15 protein-coding genes, 1 rRNA gene, 2 pseudogenes and 1 riboswitch are annotated in these 16,009 nt (G+C 64.4%); of the genes and pseudogenes, 8 read left to right on the top strand and 10 right to left on the bottom strand.

Features of this window, described 5'->3' with window-relative positions; translation table 11 throughout:
• Window positions 1-265, bottom strand: a 16S ribosomal RNA gene (locus ABNS06_RS12730); the annotation flags it as partial.
• Window positions 266-764: 499 nt separating this feature from the next.
• Window positions 765-1,970, bottom strand: a complete 1,206-nt coding sequence (tyrS, locus tag ABNS06_RS12725; RefSeq protein WP_348674970.1) for a tyrosine--tRNA ligase — start codon at window positions 1,968-1,970, stop codon at window positions 765-767.
• 126 nt (window positions 1,971-2,096) lie between these two features.
• Between tyrS and ABNS06_RS12720 the strand changes: the two genes are divergently transcribed.
• A complete protein-coding gene (locus ABNS06_RS12720) occupies window positions 2,097-3,482 on the top strand; it encodes a peptidoglycan DD-metalloendopeptidase family protein (RefSeq protein WP_348674969.1) in 1,386 nt (461 codons plus the stop codon).
• A complete protein-coding gene (locus ABNS06_RS12715) occupies window positions 3,479-4,615 on the top strand; it encodes an anhydro-N-acetylmuramic acid kinase (protein WP_348674968.1) in 1,137 nt (378 codons plus the stop codon). Before ABNS06_RS12720 ends, ABNS06_RS12715 begins: the two co-directional genes overlap by 4 nt.
• Before the next feature lie 30 nt (window positions 4,616-4,645).
• Here the strand turns inward: ABNS06_RS12715 and ABNS06_RS12710 are convergent.
• From ABNS06_RS12710 to argC, 5 genes and pseudogenes are all read right to left on the bottom strand, one after another.
• Window positions 4,646-4,714 (bottom strand): annotated as a pseudogene (locus ABNS06_RS12710) (iron-sulfur cluster insertion protein ErpA); the annotation flags it as partial.
• A gap of 111 nt (window positions 4,715-4,825) precedes the next feature.
• Entirely contained in the window at window positions 4,826-5,185 is a 360-nt protein-coding gene (erpA, locus tag ABNS06_RS12705; protein ID WP_348674967.1) for an iron-sulfur cluster insertion protein ErpA, read from the bottom strand.
• A gap of 32 nt (window positions 5,186-5,217) precedes the next feature.
• On the bottom strand, window positions 5,218-5,667 hold the full coding sequence (locus ABNS06_RS12700; protein ID WP_348674966.1) for a polymer-forming cytoskeletal protein: 450 nt from the start codon (window positions 5,665-5,667) through the stop codon (window positions 5,218-5,220).
• 37 nt (window positions 5,668-5,704) lie between these two features.
• A complete protein-coding gene (locus ABNS06_RS12695; RefSeq protein ID WP_348674965.1) occupies window positions 5,705-6,448 on the bottom strand; it encodes a DUF6776 family protein in 744 nt (247 codons plus the stop codon).
• Window positions 6,448-7,476 carry an N-acetyl-gamma-glutamyl-phosphate reductase gene (gene argC / locus ABNS06_RS12690; RefSeq protein ID WP_348674964.1) on the bottom strand — a complete coding sequence of 343 codons (1,029 nt, stop codon included), beginning with the start codon at window positions 7,474-7,476 and terminating at the stop codon, window positions 6,448-6,450. The genes ABNS06_RS12695 and argC overlap by 1 nt, the downstream gene beginning before the upstream one ends.
• Window positions 7,477-7,568: 92 nt before the next feature.
• Between argC and ABNS06_RS12685 the strand changes: the two genes are divergently transcribed.
• Entirely contained in the window at window positions 7,569-9,341 is a 1,773-nt protein-coding gene (locus ABNS06_RS12685) for a chloride channel protein (protein WP_348674963.1), read from the top strand.
• A 149-nt stretch (window positions 9,342-9,490) separates the two neighbouring features.
• Window positions 9,491-9,913 (top strand): protoporphyrinogen oxidase HemJ, encoded by a 423-nt coding sequence (gene hemJ / locus ABNS06_RS12680; protein WP_348674962.1) that lies wholly within the window; start codon window positions 9,491-9,493, stop codon window positions 9,911-9,913.
• A 37-nt stretch (window positions 9,914-9,950) separates the two neighbouring features.
• On the opposite strand, the gene ABNS06_RS12675 is transcribed toward hemJ, so the two are convergent.
• Together ABNS06_RS12675 and ABNS06_RS12670 are read right to left on the bottom strand one after the other, a co-directional pair.
• On the bottom strand, window positions 9,951-10,148 hold the full coding sequence (locus tag ABNS06_RS12675) for a (2Fe-2S)-binding protein (protein WP_348674961.1): 198 nt from the start codon (window positions 10,146-10,148) through the stop codon (window positions 9,951-9,953).
• Window positions 10,149-10,226: 78 nt separating this feature from the next.
• The gene (locus tag ABNS06_RS12670; protein WP_348674971.1) at window positions 10,227-10,718 is read right to left on the bottom strand and encodes an RNA pyrophosphohydrolase; all 492 of its coding nucleotides are present in this window, start codon (window positions 10,716-10,718) and stop codon (window positions 10,227-10,229) included.
• 52 nt (window positions 10,719-10,770) lie between these two features.
• Here ABNS06_RS12670 and ABNS06_RS12665 point away from each other — a divergent pair, with 52 nt between their 5' ends.
• Complete coding sequence (locus tag ABNS06_RS12665; protein ID WP_348674960.1) at window positions 10,771-11,436, top strand: HAD family hydrolase; 666 nt, start codon at window positions 10,771-10,773, stop codon at window positions 11,434-11,436.
• A gap of 23 nt (window positions 11,437-11,459) precedes the next feature.
• Here ABNS06_RS12665 and ABNS06_RS12660 read toward each other — a convergent pair whose 3' ends face one another.
• Entirely contained in the window at window positions 11,460-12,239 is a 780-nt protein-coding gene (locus ABNS06_RS12660; RefSeq protein WP_348674959.1) for an inositol monophosphatase family protein, read from the bottom strand.
• Window positions 12,240-12,340: 101 nt separating this feature from the next.
• A riboswitch (cobalamin riboswitch) is annotated at window positions 12,341-12,530 on the top strand.
• Between the two features lie 85 nt (window positions 12,531-12,615).
• On the opposite strand from ABNS06_RS12660, the gene ABNS06_RS12655 reads away from it, so the two are divergent.
• The 3 genes and pseudogenes from ABNS06_RS12655 to ABNS06_RS12645 form a co-directional block, all read left to right on the top strand.
• Window positions 12,616-14,667 carry a TonB-dependent receptor gene (locus ABNS06_RS12655; protein WP_348674958.1) on the top strand — a complete coding sequence of 684 codons (2,052 nt, stop codon included), beginning with the start codon at window positions 12,616-12,618 and terminating at the stop codon, window positions 14,665-14,667.
• Complete coding sequence (locus ABNS06_RS12650) at window positions 14,664-15,878, top strand: hypothetical protein (protein ID WP_348674957.1); 1,215 nt, start codon at window positions 14,664-14,666, stop codon at window positions 15,876-15,878. Before ABNS06_RS12655 ends, ABNS06_RS12650 begins: the two co-directional genes overlap by 4 nt.
• 5 nt (window positions 15,879-15,883) lie before the next feature.
• Window positions 15,884-16,009 (top strand): annotated as a pseudogene (locus ABNS06_RS12645) (ATP:cob(I)alamin adenosyltransferase); the annotation flags it as partial.

Below are 16,009 nucleotides of genomic sequence, written 5' to 3'. Positions count from 1 at the left end.
TTACCCTACCAACTACCTGATGGGACGCGGGCTCATCTCATGGCGCGAGGTCTTACGATCCCCCGCTTTTCTCACTTAGTGGTCTTATCCGGTATTAGCCAGGGTTTCCCCTGGTTATCCCAGACCTTGAGGCAGATAACCCACGTGTTACTCACCCGTGCGCCGCTCGTCAGCGAGAAGCAAGCTTCTCCTGTTACCGCTCGACTTGCATGTGTTAGGCCTGCCGCCAGCGTTCAATCTGAGCCAGGATCAAACTCTCCAATTAAATTTAAATTGGCTTGCATTCCGAGGAATGCAAAAGAGCGAATCCAATTACTCAATCAATTGACTGGTATTTGGTTGCTCCGTTTCTTTCAGTGTTGCTTTTGCAGCACTTCAATCGTGGAGCACCCACACAAATCACTTGCCAAGTTGTTAAAAAGCTTCGCTTTTTTGCGTCGGCCTGTTTGGCCTCAGCGTCAAGCGGGGCGCGTATTATAGATTCGTTTGAATCCGTGTCAACGCTTTTTTCGCTTCGAGTTGCTGGCGCGCCGCGATGGCGATACCAGCTGCTCTTGAGCGGGGCGCGTATTATAGGTTCGTCAGAACCCATGTCAACGATTTTCTGCCCACCTGACGTCGCCGGAAGCGTGCCCGAAAGGGCGGTGGCTGCGTCAGGGAGCGCGTATTATAGGGACGCTCGAAGAGTCGTCAACAGTTTTTTGCAGAAAAGTTTCAGACGCCCTATTTGATCGAAAATTCAAGGACTTAGAGCGGCCGGACAATCAGCCGGCCACGACGATGCGCGCAATGCGGCGCTTACCCACCTGGGCAATGACGTCAGTTCCGACCGCCAGCACCCGTGCACGGTCCTCGAGCCGGGCCTGATCCAACCTGACGGCACCCTGCTTGATCATCCGGTAGGCCTCGGATGTACTGGCCACCAGGCCGGCGAGTTTCAACGCGTTGGCAACCGGGATGCCATCAGCCCCCTCCGCGGTGACCATGGCCTCCGGGATCTCGTCCGGCAGCTGCCCTTGCTGGAAGCGGTTGATGAATGCCGCCTTCGCCGCCTCCGCTGCCTGGGCACCGTGAAACCGCTGGACGATCTCCATGCCCAGCTCGAACTTGACGTCCCGCGGGTTCCGCCCCTCGTCGATGGCGACCCTGAGCGCGGCGATCTCGCTCAGCGGCCGGGCGGACAGCAACTCGAAATACCGCCACATCAGATCATCGGAGACCGACATGAGCTTGCCGAACATGTCGTCTGGGGATTCCGCCACGCCGACGTAGTTGCCCAGCGACTTGCTCATCTTGTTGACGCCATCCAGCCCCTCAAGCAACGGCATGGTCATGACGACCTGCGGCACCTGCCCATGCGCCTGCTGTAACTGACGCCCGACCAACAGGTTGAATGTCTGGTCGGTGCCGCCCAGTTCCACATCCGCCTTCAGGGCCACGGAGTCGTAACCCTGCACCAGCGGATACAAGAACTCGTGGATCGCGATGGGAAGACCCTGCTTGTACCGCTTGGAGAAGTCATCACGCTCAAGCATGCGGGCGACCGTGTGTTTCGCCGCCAGCTGGATCATGTCGGCGGCGGCCATCTCACCGAACCATTCCGAATTGAAGCGAACTTCGGTACGCTCGGCATCGAGAATCTTGAACACCTGCTCCTTATAGGTCTGCGCGTTCTCGGCGACCTGCTCGGGCGTCAGCGCCGGACGCGTCTCGCTCTTGCCGGTGGGATCGCCGATCATGCCGGTGAAGTCACCGATCAGGAAAACGACACGGTGACCCATCTCCTGAAAGGCACGCATCTTGTTTAGCAACACGGTGTGACCCAGATGCAGATCGGGGGCAGTGGGATCGAATCCGGCCTTGATGGTTAGGGGCCGCCCCTCGGCAAGCCGCTTGGCCAGGTCTTCTTGCCGGATGACCTCTTCAGCGCCACGAAGCAATTCGACGAGCTGCGAGTCTGGATTTGGCATCAACGATTCCAAGTATTGATGAAGCACTTTCTAGAAGTGCTTGCTAAGTGTTGGATTTTATGATTATTTGCACGGCATCGGGAGCGCTATTCGCACCCTGGACGCCTGCGGGAGGAGATTGAAGGCATGTCGCTGTCTGGCCGAGATTATAGCTTACGACCCCGTCGCACCCGGTCGAAACTGGTCCCGATCGCACTGTCGGTCACCGCGATCTCCAGTGGAAGTCTCGCCATCCTGCTGGGCATGCTTCCGGCAGAACAGGAATCCCTGCAGGTCGCCCCGCCGCGCGTTGGCGACCTGAGCCCGGTCCCGGCTGCCGAGGCGCTGGTCCACCGCACCCCGACGACAGCGTCAGATTCGCTCACCGACATCGCCGAAGACAGCTTGCAGACCGATGTCGCGGCGAACTGGCTGGAAATGACCGTCGCCAGTGGCGACACCCTGTCCGGCCTGTTCGACCGTTATGGCCTCGCAGCCGCCGACTGGATGGCGCTGAGCAAGACCGACGGCATCGGAACCGCCCTGACCCGCATTCGGCCTGGCGACCGTATCCGCATCAACCGTGACGACGCCGGCCGGGTCACCCGACTGGAATACCCGCTCGACACCATTACCACCATCTCTGCCGAACGTGGCGAAGACGGTTTTGTCGCCAACACGCTGACGGCTGACGTCGAAGAACGCATCGCCTACGCCAGCGGAGAAATTCAGAACAGCCTGTTCCTGACCGCCAACGCGTCAGGGCTGAGCGATCGCCTGACCATGGAGCTGGCCAACATCTTTGGCTGGGACATCGACTTCGTACTCGACATCCGTCGCGGCGATCGTTTTTCAGTCGTCTACGAGCAACGGTTTCTCGACGGCGAGAAGATTGATGACGGGCATATTCTCGCGGCGGAATTCATCAATCAGGGGCGCCTGATCCGCGCCGTTCGGTTCGAAACACCGGAAGGCGACGCCGACTACTACACGCCGGAAGGCGACTCGATGCGCAAGGCGTTCATCCGCACGCCCGTGGATTTCGCACGGATCAGCTCCGGCTTCAGCCTGGGGCGCAAGCATCCGATCCTGAACACGATCCGCGCCCACCGCGGTGTCGATTACGCGGCGCCGCGCGGGACCCCGATCAAGGCCACCGGCGACGGCAAGGTCATCTTCGCCGGGACCAAGGGTGGTTACGGCAGCACCGTCATCGTGCAGCATGGACGGCAGTACACCACGCTCTACGCGCACATGAACGCATTCCGCAGAGGCGTACGTTCCGGCACACGCGTCCGCCAGGGTCAGGTGATTGGATACGTCGGCAGCAGCGGCCTGGCAACCGGACCACATCTGCATTACGAGTTCCGCCTCGACGGCGTCCACCGCAACCCGATCACGGTGCCGTTACCGCGTGCCCATCCGGTGCCCGCCGCACTCAAGGCCGAGTTCACCCGGTCGGTCACCCCGCTGATCGCACAGCTGGATGTCCTCGCCAAGACACAGCAGGTTGCGGTCAACACCACCGAGTGAAACATCGTTATCTCGGCCTGATTTCCGGGACGAGCGCCGACGGCATCGACGCCGCGCTCGTCGAATTCGACGACCAGGGTCGACTGGCGGCACCCGCCATCACCCAAACCTCTCCCTACCCGGCCGACCTGCGCGCCGCCCTGCTGGACTGCATGCGCAGCGATGCGGCGCTGCCGCTGGACACGCTGGGCGAACTGGATCAGCGGGTGGCGAGGGCTTTCGCGGATGCAGCGCAAACCCTGCTCGTCTCCTCCAACCTGCCGGCCGAGGCCGTCACGGCGATCGGCTCGCACGGCCAGACGCTCTTCCACGCACCGGACAATCGCCACCCGCATACACTGCAGATTGGCGATCCGAGCCGGATCGCGGCACTGACCGGCATCGACACCATCGCGGACTTTCGCCGTGCCGACATGGCAGCAGGCGGCCAGGGTGCGCCGCTGGCCCCGGCGCTGCATGCCGCGCTGTGGCGCAGGCACGAAGAAACGCGCGCGGTCGTCAATCTGGGCGGCATCTCCAACGTGACACTGCTTCCGTCCGATCCCGGCTCGGCCGTGATCGCGTTCGATGCCGGGCCGGCCAACTGCCTCATGGACGGCTGGCATGCACGCCATCGCGGCGGCCCGGTCGACCTGAATGGCGAATGGGCCAGCCAGGGCAGCGTTATGCACGATCTGCTGCGCACGATGCTGGCCGATCCCTACTTCGCCCGCAGTGGCCCGAAGAGCACCGGACGCGAGTACTTTGACGCCGCATGGCTGGATCATCGATTGGCCGAGCACCCCGGCCTCGCGCCGGTCGATGTGCAGTCGACCTTGTTGCAGCTCACCGTGGAAACGGTTGCCTCAACCATCGAGGGCACAAGCACCACATCGGTGTATCTCTGCGGAGGTGGCGCGCACAACCAGGCGCTGATGTCACGCCTGCAGGCGCGACTGCCGGATGCCCGCATCCTGCGGACGGACGAGCTGGGGATTCCCGCCGACGACGTCGAAGCCGTCGCATTCGCATGGCTGGCGATGCGCCATGTCCAGAGGAAACCGGGCAACCTGCCCAGCGTCACGGGTGCGAACCGCGGGGTTGTCCTGGGAGGTTGTTACCCGGCTACGGGAGCTGATGCCGTCGATGCATGACCGCCCCGACTCAGAGGGGCACCGCGCGATTCAGACCGAGAACGAGTTGCCACATCCACAGGTCGTGGCTGCATTGGGATTGCGGATCACGAACTGGGCGACCGCTGCGCGGCCGCGGTTTGCTGATCGCAAACCGTTACCGGCCATGCTCCCACACCCCCGCCCACCTGTGGTGGGCAGCCCCCCTGACTCAGGGGGCAACGGCGCGACTCAGACCGAGAACGAGTTGCCGCATCCACAGGTCGTGGATGCATTGGGATTGCGGATCACGAACTGGGCGCCGTTGACGTCTTCGCGGTAGTCGATTTCGGCGCCACCGAGGTACAGCACACTCATCGGATCGACCAGCAGCGTGACCCCGCCGTTCTCAATCCGGGTGTCGCCGTCATCCGGCACCTTGTCGAACTTGAACCCATACTGGAAGCCCGAGCAACCGCCTCCGGTGACGAAGACGCGCAGGCATTGTTCAGGGTCCGATTCCTCGTTGAGAAGATCGCGCACCTTGGCGGCGGCGGCATCGGTGAAGACCACGCCGGAGTCCAGGTCGGGGATGTGCTGCTGTTCACTCATGCTTCAGACAATGAGGGCTGAGCCCTCAGGACTCAAGAGGATGACCCGGACGCCGCGGGTTCGCGTTCGGTCACCAGCTCCCGCTCGTCGGTCGTCGTCGACACGACCCGGGGACGCTGATGCGTGATCGCCTCCATCTGCTCGGCGTCCTCGTGGACCATCTGGCCATTGACCGTGGCGCCGCCCGCCATCTCGATCAACTTGTAGTAGACGTTGCCATTGACCCGCGCCTTGGCTGAGAGCTGCAGACGCTGGCTGGCGTGGACATCACCCTGGACGGTCCCGTTGAGATTGACATGCGGGACGCGGACATCCCCTTCGATGGATCCGCTTTCGCTGACCGACAGCACAGCGGAGTCATCGGAGGTCGCGATGATCTTCCCCCGCACCTTGCCGTCAATGTGCAGGCCGCCGGTGAAATGAATGTCGCCCTGAAGCTCCGTCTGCTTGCCGATCAATGTGTCAACGCGTGCACTGCTCACGGGTGCCTCCGGTTTGTCTGTCTTCTTGCTGAACATGTCACCCTCTGATGATCTCTTCCCAGTCGAACTGTCGCTCGATCCGGTTGTTCGCGCCCTGAGGGTCCGCCCAAATCACCAAACGCGTCGGCACGAAGCCCTCCGGGAGGGTGAAGTCGACGGTCAGTTCCTGAAAGAACTTGAACGAAAACTCGAGCTTGTCGCCATCACCCGACCTGATGGCCGCCAAGTCTAACCGAAGCGGCTCACCATCCTGCAGACCGTCAACCCAGAGTTGCGCCTGACCGGACACGCTGCGATTCCCTCGCACAGACTGGACCAGAGTCAGCGCCGCAGTGTAATGCAGCGACTCGGGCAGCTGGCGCAGGGACACACCATGAATGCGAACACCCGACTGCGTTTCATCCGGTTGCACGATGTCGCGATAGAACACGACCTTTTCGCGCAAACCCGAGATCTCGGCCTCCAGCTCCTTGAGCGACGCCCGCACGGTGGAGCAGGCCATCTGATCGATCTCCGCCGAGCGTTCGGTAAAGGTCAGTTGTTCGCGCAAACGCTGATTCTCCCGCTCCAGCTGCTTGGCCATCTCCTCGAGCTGATCGCGCTCGTCAGCCAGACTCTGCGCCCGTTCCCGCATCCGCGCCCAGTCACCGCCGGCGACGCTGAGCGCCAGGCCGTAGCCGCCCCACAGCAGCAACGCCACCAGCAGAACGACGAGCCCGGCGATCGTCCATCGCAACCACGGCTTTCGTGTCTGTTCATCAACGACGATCCGGGGAGCCATCAGGGCACCGCGGCTGGCTGGTTCAGACCGCTGACCTCATCCAGACCGAACATCAGGTTCATCGCCTGGATCGCCTGACCCGACGCGCCCTTGACCAGGTTGTCGATGACGCTGAGCACGGTGACGCGGCCGGGGCCGGTGGGGTGCACGGCGACCCGGCACATGTTGGTACCGCGCACGCTGCGCGTTTCCGGGTGGCTGCCAACCGGCATGACATCGACAAAGGCGGCACCGGCATAGCGCTGTTCGTACAGCGCCTGGACATCAACCGCGTCCGCCTGAATGACCGCATAGACGGTCGCGTGAATGCCGCGGGCCATGGGCATCAAATGCGGGGTGAAGATGACCTCGGTCGACTGGCCAGCGTGACGCGAGACTTCCTGGATGATCTCAGCCGAGTGGCGATGCCCGCCGACCCCATAGGCCTTGACGTTCTCGGTGGCCTCGGCGAGCAGCATCGGGATCTTCGCCGAGCGGCCGGCGCCGGACACGCCCGACTTGCAGTCGGCAATCACCGGCTGCGCAGCCAGCAACCCGGCTTCGGCCAGCGGCAGCAGCGCGAGCTGGACCGCCGTGGGATAGCAGCCGGGGCAGGCCACGAGCCTGGCATCCGGCAGCCGCGCGGCGGCGACTTCCGGCAACCCGTAAACAGCCTCGTCGAGCAGAGCCGGCGCCACATGGGGCACGCCATACCATTGCTCGAACACCGTCGCATCGTCGAGCCGGAAATCCGCGGACAGGTCGATGACCCGCACACCGGCATCCAGCAGCGGCGTCACCTGATGCATCGCGGTGGCATGCGGCGTCGCGAAGAACACCACGTCGAGCGCCTGCAAGGGTTCCGGCAGGCGGTCGGTGAAAACCAGATCGACATGACCACGCAAATGCGGAAACCAGTCGGCCACCGCCTGTCCCGCCGCCTGACGCGACGTCACGGCAACCACGTCCAGATCCGGATGGGTGACCGCCAGACGAAGCAATTCGCTTCCTGTGTAACCGGTCCCGCCGACAATTGCGGCCTTGATCATGCGCCTACTCGCTGTTCAGTTTCATACACTACGCGCATGGTCACACCGATCCCGCCGAGTACCGCGGTTCTCCGCATCAACGGCCACCAGCCATGATCCGGGGATTGCTGCGGCGTGTCCGCGCGCCGCTGGACCATATGCGCTTCCGCCTGAGCGGGCTGGAGGCGCCCCCGGGGCTGACGTTGCTGTCACTGCTGGGCACCCTGTGCGGACTGGCCTGCGGCGGGGTCATCATCGTGTTCCATGCGCTGATCGACCTGCTCCGACAACAGTCCGGACATCTGGGCGACCTTGCGGTGGGCGATAGTGTAACGATCCCGCTCGCGTTGTGGCTGCCGCTGCTGGGCGCGGCGATCGTCGGGTTGGCCTACCAGGGCCTGGCACGCGATACGCGCGACGGCGGCATCGTCCACATCGTCGAGCGGCTGACCTACCATCAGGGCGAGTTTCCATGGCGCAACGCCATCGCCCAGTTCATCGGTTCGGCCGCGGCGATCTGCACCGGCCAGAGCGTTGGCCGCGAGGGTGTTGCCGCGCACATGGGCGCCACGACCTCAAGCTGGCTGGGCCACTGGCTGCAACTGCCGAACAATGGCGTGCGCACGCTGGTCGGCTGCGGCACGGCAGCCGGCATCGCCGCCAGCTTCAACACGCCGCTGGCGGGGGTCATTTTCGCGATGGAAGTCGTGATGATGGAGTACACGCTGGCCGGCTTCGCGCCCATCATCCTCGCGGCGATCAGTGCCACGGCCGTCACCCATCTGTGGATGACCGATCACCCGCAGTTGCTGGTCGATGCCGCGGAACTGCGCTCGATGATCGAGCTGCCCTACCTCGCGCTTTGCGGCGGCGTGCTGGGCACCACGGCAGTCGCGTTCACGCGGCTCACCCGCATCCTCACCCGCTATCTGCTGCCGCAGCCGATCTGGCTGCGCATGCTGCAGGCGGGACTGGTCGCCGCGCTGTGCGGCTGGGTGTTCCCGCAGACGTTTCAGTTCGGGTTCGAGTCCATCAATGCCGCGCTGGCCGCGGAATTCGCCATCGGGGTCGCCCTGGGAGTCGCCGCGGCCAAGCTGGTGGCGACGGCCTTCGCCGTCTCCAGCCTGATGCCAGGCGGCATCATCATGCCCTGCCTGCTGATCGGCGCCGCCATCGGTCAGGCGCTGGGGCTGATCGCCGGCTGGCTGCTGGGGGACAGCGCCGCCGAGCCGATGCTGTACGCACTGCTGGGGATGGGCGCCATGATGGGCGCCGTCCTGCAGGCGCCGCTGACCGCGCTGGTCGCGATTCTGGAACTGGCCGGCCGCACCGAGATGGTGTTCCCCGCCATGCTGGTGGTGATTACCGCCATCCTGATCGCCCGCGAGGGGTATCACAGCGAAAGCATCTTCCTGACGCTGCTGCGTGATCGGGGCCGTGACTACAAGAACGACCCGGTCTCGCAATCGCTGCGACGCTCCAGCGTCGTCAGCTACATGGATCGCTCGTTCAAGCTCACCGGCCTCACCATCAGCGTCGCCGAGGCCCACGACATCGTCGGCCGCGATACCCGCTGGATTCTGGCGCGACGCAAGGACGGTCGCAGCGGTTACCTGCTGCCGCTTGCCGACCTGCTGCGCTACATGCTTTCCGAGGACGGCGAGGCGCTGGCCGACGAAGACAGGATTGCGTTGAACAAGATTCCGGCGGCCAACCGACTTCAGGCCGGGCCGATCCACCTGCGGGCGACCATGCAGGAAGCCTTCGAGACACTGCGGCGCACCGAAGCCGAGGCGTTGTACGTGCAACGCCGGGTTCGCGACGATGAACGCACGATCTACGGCGTGCTGACCCGTGACGCCATCGAGCGCGCTTATCTGCGCTGATCCGCCCGCGCCTGCAAGGCAGGCCGGCTTGCAGGCCTCCCGCCAATTCCCGATGATCCCTGCGCGCCGGCTCACCGCCCACTCAAGGGCTCTCTTCAACACCGGCCATTCCGGCCAACTCCTGGAACAGGTCTGCTGAGGTTTCCCGCATGCTCTGGCTCAAAGCCTTTCACGTCATTCTGATGGTCACCTGGTTCGCCGGTCTGTTCTATCTGCCGCGCCTGTTCGTCTACCACGCTCAGGCGGTGGACCGGATCGGTCAGGACCGCTTCAAGATCATGGAGCGCAAGCTGCTGATCATCATGACCATCGGCGCGGTCGGCACGGCCATCACCGGACTCTGGCTGCTGGTGGGCTGGTGGGCGGCCGCGCTCGCGACCTCGGGCTGGCTGCACGTCAAGCTGACCTGCATCGTGGCGCTGATCGCCTATCACCTGTGGATGTGGAAGACGGTGCGCGTGTTCGCGGCGGACGAGAACCGGCGTTCGGACCGCTTCTATCGCATCGTCAACGAGATTCCGGCATTGCTGCTGGTCGCCATCGTGATCATGGCGATGGTCAAGCCGTTCTGATTCGAGGGTTGCGCGGCGGCAACCGCGACGGAAAGACTCAGACGACTCGCGAGATCGCCACGGCGTTTGGCTCCGAGGCCGACTCGCGCATCACGTCCAGCGCGGTAGGCAGGCACTTGGCGCATTGGGTGCCGACGCACAGCTCACGACGCAGGTCCCGCAAGGCGCAGGGCGATGCCTGGACGCGCTCGCGAATCTGGCGGTCGGAGACTCGATTGCAGACACATACGATCATGAATCGTATGCAACCGCAAATAAGAGTGATTGTCAATTGCAGCGATAGTCAGTGGCGATGAACGGCTTGCGACACCGCTCAAATGGAACGGACCGACTCCGCTGCGATCAACGGCTCCAGCTCTTCCAGCGCGCGGCGGTAGACATCGCGCTTGAAATAGATCACCCGTTCCGGCGGCTCGCTGGGGTCGACCCATTGCCAGCTCTCGAACTCCGGGGTTTCATGCAGATCGAATCGAATCGCGGACTCGTCACTGCGCAGGCGCAGCAGGAACCAAATCTGCTTCTGCCCGATGCAGAGCGGCTTCTTGTTGCGGCGGATGAAACGCTTGGGCAAACGGTAACGCAGCCAGCGCCCGGTACGCCCGAGGCACTGCACGTCGTCCGGGTGTAACCCGAGTTCCTCGTGCAACTCGCGGTACATCGCGACTTCCGGCGTCTCTTCCTGGCCGATCCCGCCCTGGGGAAACTGCCAGGCATCCTGTCCGATTCGCTTAGCGATCAGCAGGCGCCCCTTGTCATTTGCGATGATGATCCCGACGTTGGCACGGAAGCCGTCTGCATCGATCACGGTGGCTTGCCACTTCTCTTCTTCTTTCACTGCATTCTGACCGAGAACCCACATGGCCGGCAACTTGGCACTTTTCGATCTGGACAACACGCTGCTTCTGGGGGACTCCGACTACAGCTGGGGTGAATTTCTCGTCAACGAAGGCCTGGTCGACGCCGAGACCTATTTTCAAAAAAACCGCGACTTCCACGACGACTACAAGGCGGGCCGCCTGGACATGAACGCGTTTTTCGCGTTCAGCCTGCAACCGCTGATCGATCATGGCTTGGAAACGCTGGCCGAGCTGCGACCGAAATTTCTGGAAGACGTGGTGCAGCCGATGATCGCGCCGGGCGCCGCCGCGCTGCTGGATTCGCACCAGGACGACACCCGCGTGATCATCACCGCGACCAGTCACTTCATCACCGAACCCATCGCCCGCTGGTTCGGCGTGGATCACCTGATCGCCACGAACCCGGAAATCGTCGACGGCCGGGTCACCGGACGCATCGCCGGCACGCCCTGCTATCAGGCGGGCAAGATCGACAAGCTGCGGGACTGGCTGCGCGAGACCGCACTGCCTTACGACAAGACCTGGTTCTACTCGGATTCCATCAACGACCTGCCCCTGCTGGAGTGGGCCGACCATCCGCATGTGGTCCATCCGGACGAATCACTGCGCGAGATCGCCGAGGCCCGGAACTGGCCAATCCTCAGCCTGGAGGACGAACCGGCCTGAGTCGCCGGGGGCTGCGGATCGGCCTAGCCAATCACGTCGACCACGGCGTCGCGCAACCGCCCGTTGGTGGCCAGCACGCTGGTCGTCTCCAGCCCCACCGGCCCGCCGTCCAGATCGGTGATGTCGCCGCCCGCCTCCCGGAGAATGACGGTCAACGCGGCGATATCCAGGATGTTGACGTCGGATTCGATCACCACATCGATCTTTCCCGAGGCCAGCAGGTGATAGTGGTAAAAGTCGCCATAGCCGCGAATGCGGTGCACCTGCTGGATCAGCCGCCCCAGATTTGCCCACCGTGCCGTACCGGCCAGCGTGGGCACATTGCCGATCGACAGTGTGGCCCGTGACAACGACGTGATGTCGCTCACATGCAGCGGCACGTCGTCCATCCAGGCGCCCTGCCCCTTTTCCGCCCAGGCGACCTGACCACCATCGAAACAGGGCGCCGACGACACGCCGACGATCAGTTCATCGTTGTGGAGCAGCGCGATCTGCGTGGAGAAGAACGGATAGCCGCGGACAAAGCTCTTGGTCCCGTCGATCGGGTCGATCAACCAGACATATTCGGCGTCCGCGGATTCGCGGCCGAGCTCCTCCCCGTAGAAACCATGGTCCGGAAAGGCGCGGCCCAGCACCTCCTTGATGGCCCGCTCGCAGGCGATGTCCACCTCGGTGACCGGACTGTCGTCCGGCTTGATCTGCACATCGAACGCCCCCTGATACCGGCTGCGAATGATCGCGGCCGCGGCCTCGGCGGCTTCCAGGGCGGCGGCAACAAAGGCGGATCGCGCGGGTGCGGACATGGATCAATCCTGATACGTGGCTGACGAAACGGGCCGCGCATGGTCGATGATTCGCGCGCCGCTGCCAAGCCGGCGCGTTGACGGACCAATCACCACCACCGTACGCTCGCCGCGTTGCTGGACACGGGAAATGGGTCACGCGGCATCGCCGCCCAAGCCCATGCTGCCCCCGCAACGGTAGGTGAGAACACCGCTCAGATCCCGCTCGCCACTGCGCCGGCACCGCCGCGTGGGAAGGCTTGTCTGATCGGCTCACGAGCCCGGAGACCGCCCAGCTTCACGGGAGCGATTAGCGACTCCCCGATCCGTTCGTGCCACGGAGGGTGGCACGTAGGTTCAGTGCGATGCCGTTCGCACCCCTGGACGTTGACCGTCGATGCCTGATCCCGTGCCTGGCGAGCGATTCGCATGGCCACCACAGCTCGTCGCCCTGAGCGGCGCGGCCGTTCATGCCTGCTTGGCGGTGGCGCTGTCTTGGCCGGCGTCGGCCAGCGCGCCACCGGACGACAGCCTGACCCTGCCCGACCTGATCGTGGAGGACGCCTCCACCGTCGACGCGGACAGCGGCACGCTGACGATCAACACCGGGGCCTACCGCGCCCGCGCCATCGAACTGGCCGAACTGCTGGACCAGTACGCCGGATTGCAGGTACGCCGCACCGGCGGTTTCGGCAGCTTCACCACCGTGTCGATCCGCGGCGCGAGCGCGCAGCAAACCGACGTGCGCCTCAACGGACTGCCGCTGGCGCCCAGCGTGGTCGGCGGGTTCAACTTCGGCACGCTGAGCCTGAAGGACTTGTCCGCGGTCGACCTTCACGCCGGCCAGGCGCCGGTGGAGTTCGCGCAGGCGACGCCCGGCGGGGTGATCAATCTGCGCACCGAGCTGGGCGAGAGCGGCTGGGGACAAAGCGGCTACGCCAGCTATGGCTCGGCGGCCACCTGGCAAGCCGGCGTCCGGTCCGGAGCCAGAACCGGTCCGGTTGCGCACGGCCTGAGCCTGGGTGCGGCGGCCAGCGCCAACGATTTCACCTTCGTCAATCCGAACCGCGCGTTCGACCCCGACGACCCGAACCGCAATCAGGAAGAGCCACGGCGCAACGCCGATGTGGATCGACGTCACGGTCTTTATCTGGGCGAGTGGCGCATCAGTCGGGATCGCACCTTTGACGCACTCGCTCAGCACAGCGTCCAGACACAGGGGCTGCCAGATGCCCGCAACAGCGCCTCGGCGCGGACGCGACTGACCAGCAGACAGACCAACTTGCAGCTGCGCCTGCGCGGGTCACAAGGCACGAACAACCGCTGGTCTACCCGCGGCTTCTGGCATCGCACACGTCTGGACTATGACGATCGCGAGGACCAACTGGGCGTCGGTGCGCAACTCACCCACAGCGAACAGCAGCAGTACGGCGGCGCGCTGGGCTATCACCGAGGATTCGGCCCGCGGTGGCGCTGGGACGCACAACTGGAGTACGCCCGCGAAACCTATGCCGCGACGGATCTACTGAGCGGCCGGACCTCCGCCGGCCGTCGGGATCACGCAAACCTGGCCAGCCGGTTGGGCTGGACCAGCCCGTCATCGCGCTGGATCGCCGGCCTGACGCTGCGCCATCAGCATGCCGAAGACCGCTACGACGCCGGTGGCGAACGGCGGGAGGACGATCTCGACGCGACACGCCCGCAGCTGGATCTGCGCTGGCAGCCCGGCGAATCGTTGCAACTCCATGCTCAGGGCGGTGGCTACGTGCGGCTGCCGACCTTCTTCGAGCGCTACGGCGACCGCGGCCTGTTCATCGGCAACCCGGCGTTGCAACCGGAGCGCGGCCGCAACCTGAACCTCGGACTGCGCTGGCGCCAGCCGGGCTGGAGCCTGCACGCCGAGGGCTACGCCAGCGATCTCGATGACGCCATCGTGACCCAGTACGACGTGCTCTCCGGCATCGGCCGCGCGGAAAACGTGGCCGGCGCCCGGGTGCTCGGCGTGGAACTGGGCAGCCGCTGGTCCGGAACACTCGGCTGGCTGGGCATGACGATGCAGGCCCGCGCAGCGTTGCAGGACACCGAAAACACCAGTGACGGCGTGCTTCACGGCAAGCAGTTACCCGGTCGCTTCACCGAGAAGACCTTCGTGGGCACGACGCTGTGGCTGCCCGGGCGCCTGGAGCTGTTTCACGAATGGGTTTACGTCGGCGGCGTGTTCTACGACAGCCTGAATTCCCGACCGGCGCCGGACCGCCACGAGCATGGCATCGGCCTGCGCAAGGCCTTTTCACTGCCCGGATCGACACTGGATGCGGGCTTCGAGGTCCGCAACCTGACCGACGAACGTCTCGAGGATTTCAACGCGCAGCCGCATCCCGGCCGCCAGTTCTTTGCCAGTGTCGAATGGACGCTGGACCCGCACACGACCACAGGGAGTCCCCCATGATCCGCAACCTGATTCTGATCCCGCTCACCGCCGGCCTCGCCGCGCTGGCGGGCTGCGACAACACCACCGTCGGTGGAGGCGGTCTCGTCATCGACGAGGCACCGCGCGCGGTGGTCACGACGCAGGCCGGTGATTTCACCAGCGGCGCGCACGCGCTGGTCGAGGTCGAAGCACCGTATGACACCACCGCCAACCTTGATGCCGGCGAATCCGACATCAGCGTGACCACCGAAGGCAACGCGCTGTACAAGCTGCGCCGCTTCAATCTCGACACCATCACCAAGTACAGCCTGGACGCACCCGGTACGCCGGTCTGGCAGTTCTCGACGCTGGACCCGGAGGACGAGACCTCGGCCAACCCGTACGACCTTGTCTTCGCGGCGCCGGACAAGGCCTACCTGCTGCGCTACGGCCAGCCGGACGCCTGGATCGTCGACCCCAGCGTCAGCGCCGAAGCCGATTTCAAGCTCGGCGAGCTCGACCTGTCCGCGTACAGCCCGAACAGCTCGGCCAACCCGAACATGGCGCGCGGCATCATTGTCGACGACAAGCTCTTCGTCGCCATGCAACGCTTCGATGACGCATTCAACGCTCACGATGCCTATGTCGCGGTCATCGACGTGGCCACCGACACCGAAATCGATACGGATCAGGACCCGGCGCTGGCAGGCATTCCCCTGCCGGTCCGCAATCCGTTCACATCCGACGACGCCGACTTCGTCTACGACGCCGGCCTCGGACTGATCTACGTCGTCGCACCGGGCAGTTCCAGCTTCGACCCCGACACCTTCGAGTCGACACCGAACTACGACGGCGGCCTCGTGACCATCAACCCGACGACTTACGAGACCACGCTGCTGATCGATGATTCAGCGGTTACGGGACAGATCAGCGATCTCGTGATCATCAACGAGCAGCTTGCCTATGTGATCAGCTCGGCCGGTTTCGGCAGCAACAGCCTGTACCGCATCAACCCCACGACCGGGGCGTTCCTCGACCTCGATGGCGGCGCGCCGCAGCCGGTGGCCGGCCTGGGTGGCACCAATCTGACGGCGCTGAATGTCGATCTTGGCCAGCGCCTGTGGGTGGGCCGCGGCTCGGCCTCCAGTCCGGGGATTACCATTGTCGACACGCTGGATGACTCGATCACGCAGGAACTGATCCCGCTGACCCGCAATCCGGCGCGGATCGAATTCACCGACGTGGAGTAAGCGCGATGGGCCACCGCCTGAGCAAGATCACGACCCGGACCGGCGACGGCGGCACGACCGGCCTGGCGACTGGGGAGCGGCTGCCGAAGACCCATGTCCGCTTCGAGGCCATGGGTGACGTGGACGAGCTC

The organism is uncultured Abyssibacter sp. (assembly GCF_964000955.1).
In the GTDB taxonomy this organism is placed as follows: domain Bacteria; phylum Pseudomonadota; class Gammaproteobacteria; order Nevskiales; family OUC007; genus Abyssibacter.
The sequence above is the reverse complement of the archived record's forward strand: the minus strand, read 5'-3'. Positions and strand labels throughout refer to the sequence as shown.

Excerpts from the sequence above, each read along its gene's own strand:
- tyrS (WP_348674970.1), bottom strand. The coding sequence starts at position 1,970 with ATGCCAAATCCAGACTCGCAGCTCGTCGAATTGCTTCGTGGCGCTGAA.
- ABNS06_RS12720 (WP_348674969.1), top strand. The coding sequence starts at position 2,097 with ATGTCGCTGTCTGGCCGAGATTATAGCTTACGACCCCGTCGCACCCGG.
- erpA (WP_348674967.1), bottom strand. The coding sequence starts at position 5,185 with ATGAGTGAACAGCAGCACATCCCCGACCTGGACTCCGGCGTGGTCTTC.
- ABNS06_RS12695 (WP_348674965.1), bottom strand. The coding sequence starts at position 6,448 with ATGGCTCCCCGGATCGTCGTTGATGAACAGACACGAAAGCCGTGGTTG.
- argC (WP_348674964.1), bottom strand. The coding sequence starts at position 7,476 with ATGATCAAGGCCGCAATTGTCGGCGGGACCGGTTACACAGGAAGCGAA.
- ABNS06_RS12685 (WP_348674963.1), top strand. The coding sequence starts at position 7,569 with ATGATCCGGGGATTGCTGCGGCGTGTCCGCGCGCCGCTGGACCATATG.
- hemJ (WP_348674962.1), top strand. The coding sequence starts at position 9,491 with ATGCTCTGGCTCAAAGCCTTTCACGTCATTCTGATGGTCACCTGGTTC.
- ABNS06_RS12675 (WP_348674961.1), bottom strand. The coding sequence starts at position 10,148 with ATGATCGTATGTGTCTGCAATCGAGTCTCCGACCGCCAGATTCGCGAG.
- ABNS06_RS12665 (WP_348674960.1), top strand. The coding sequence starts at position 10,771 with ATGGCCGGCAACTTGGCACTTTTCGATCTGGACAACACGCTGCTTCTG.
- ABNS06_RS12660 (WP_348674959.1), bottom strand. The coding sequence starts at position 12,239 with ATGTCCGCACCCGCGCGATCCGCCTTTGTTGCCGCCGCCCTGGAAGCC.
- ABNS06_RS12655 (WP_348674958.1), top strand. The coding sequence starts at position 12,616 with ATGCCTGATCCCGTGCCTGGCGAGCGATTCGCATGGCCACCACAGCTC.
- ABNS06_RS12650 (WP_348674957.1), top strand. The coding sequence starts at position 14,664 with ATGATCCGCAACCTGATTCTGATCCCGCTCACCGCCGGCCTCGCCGCG.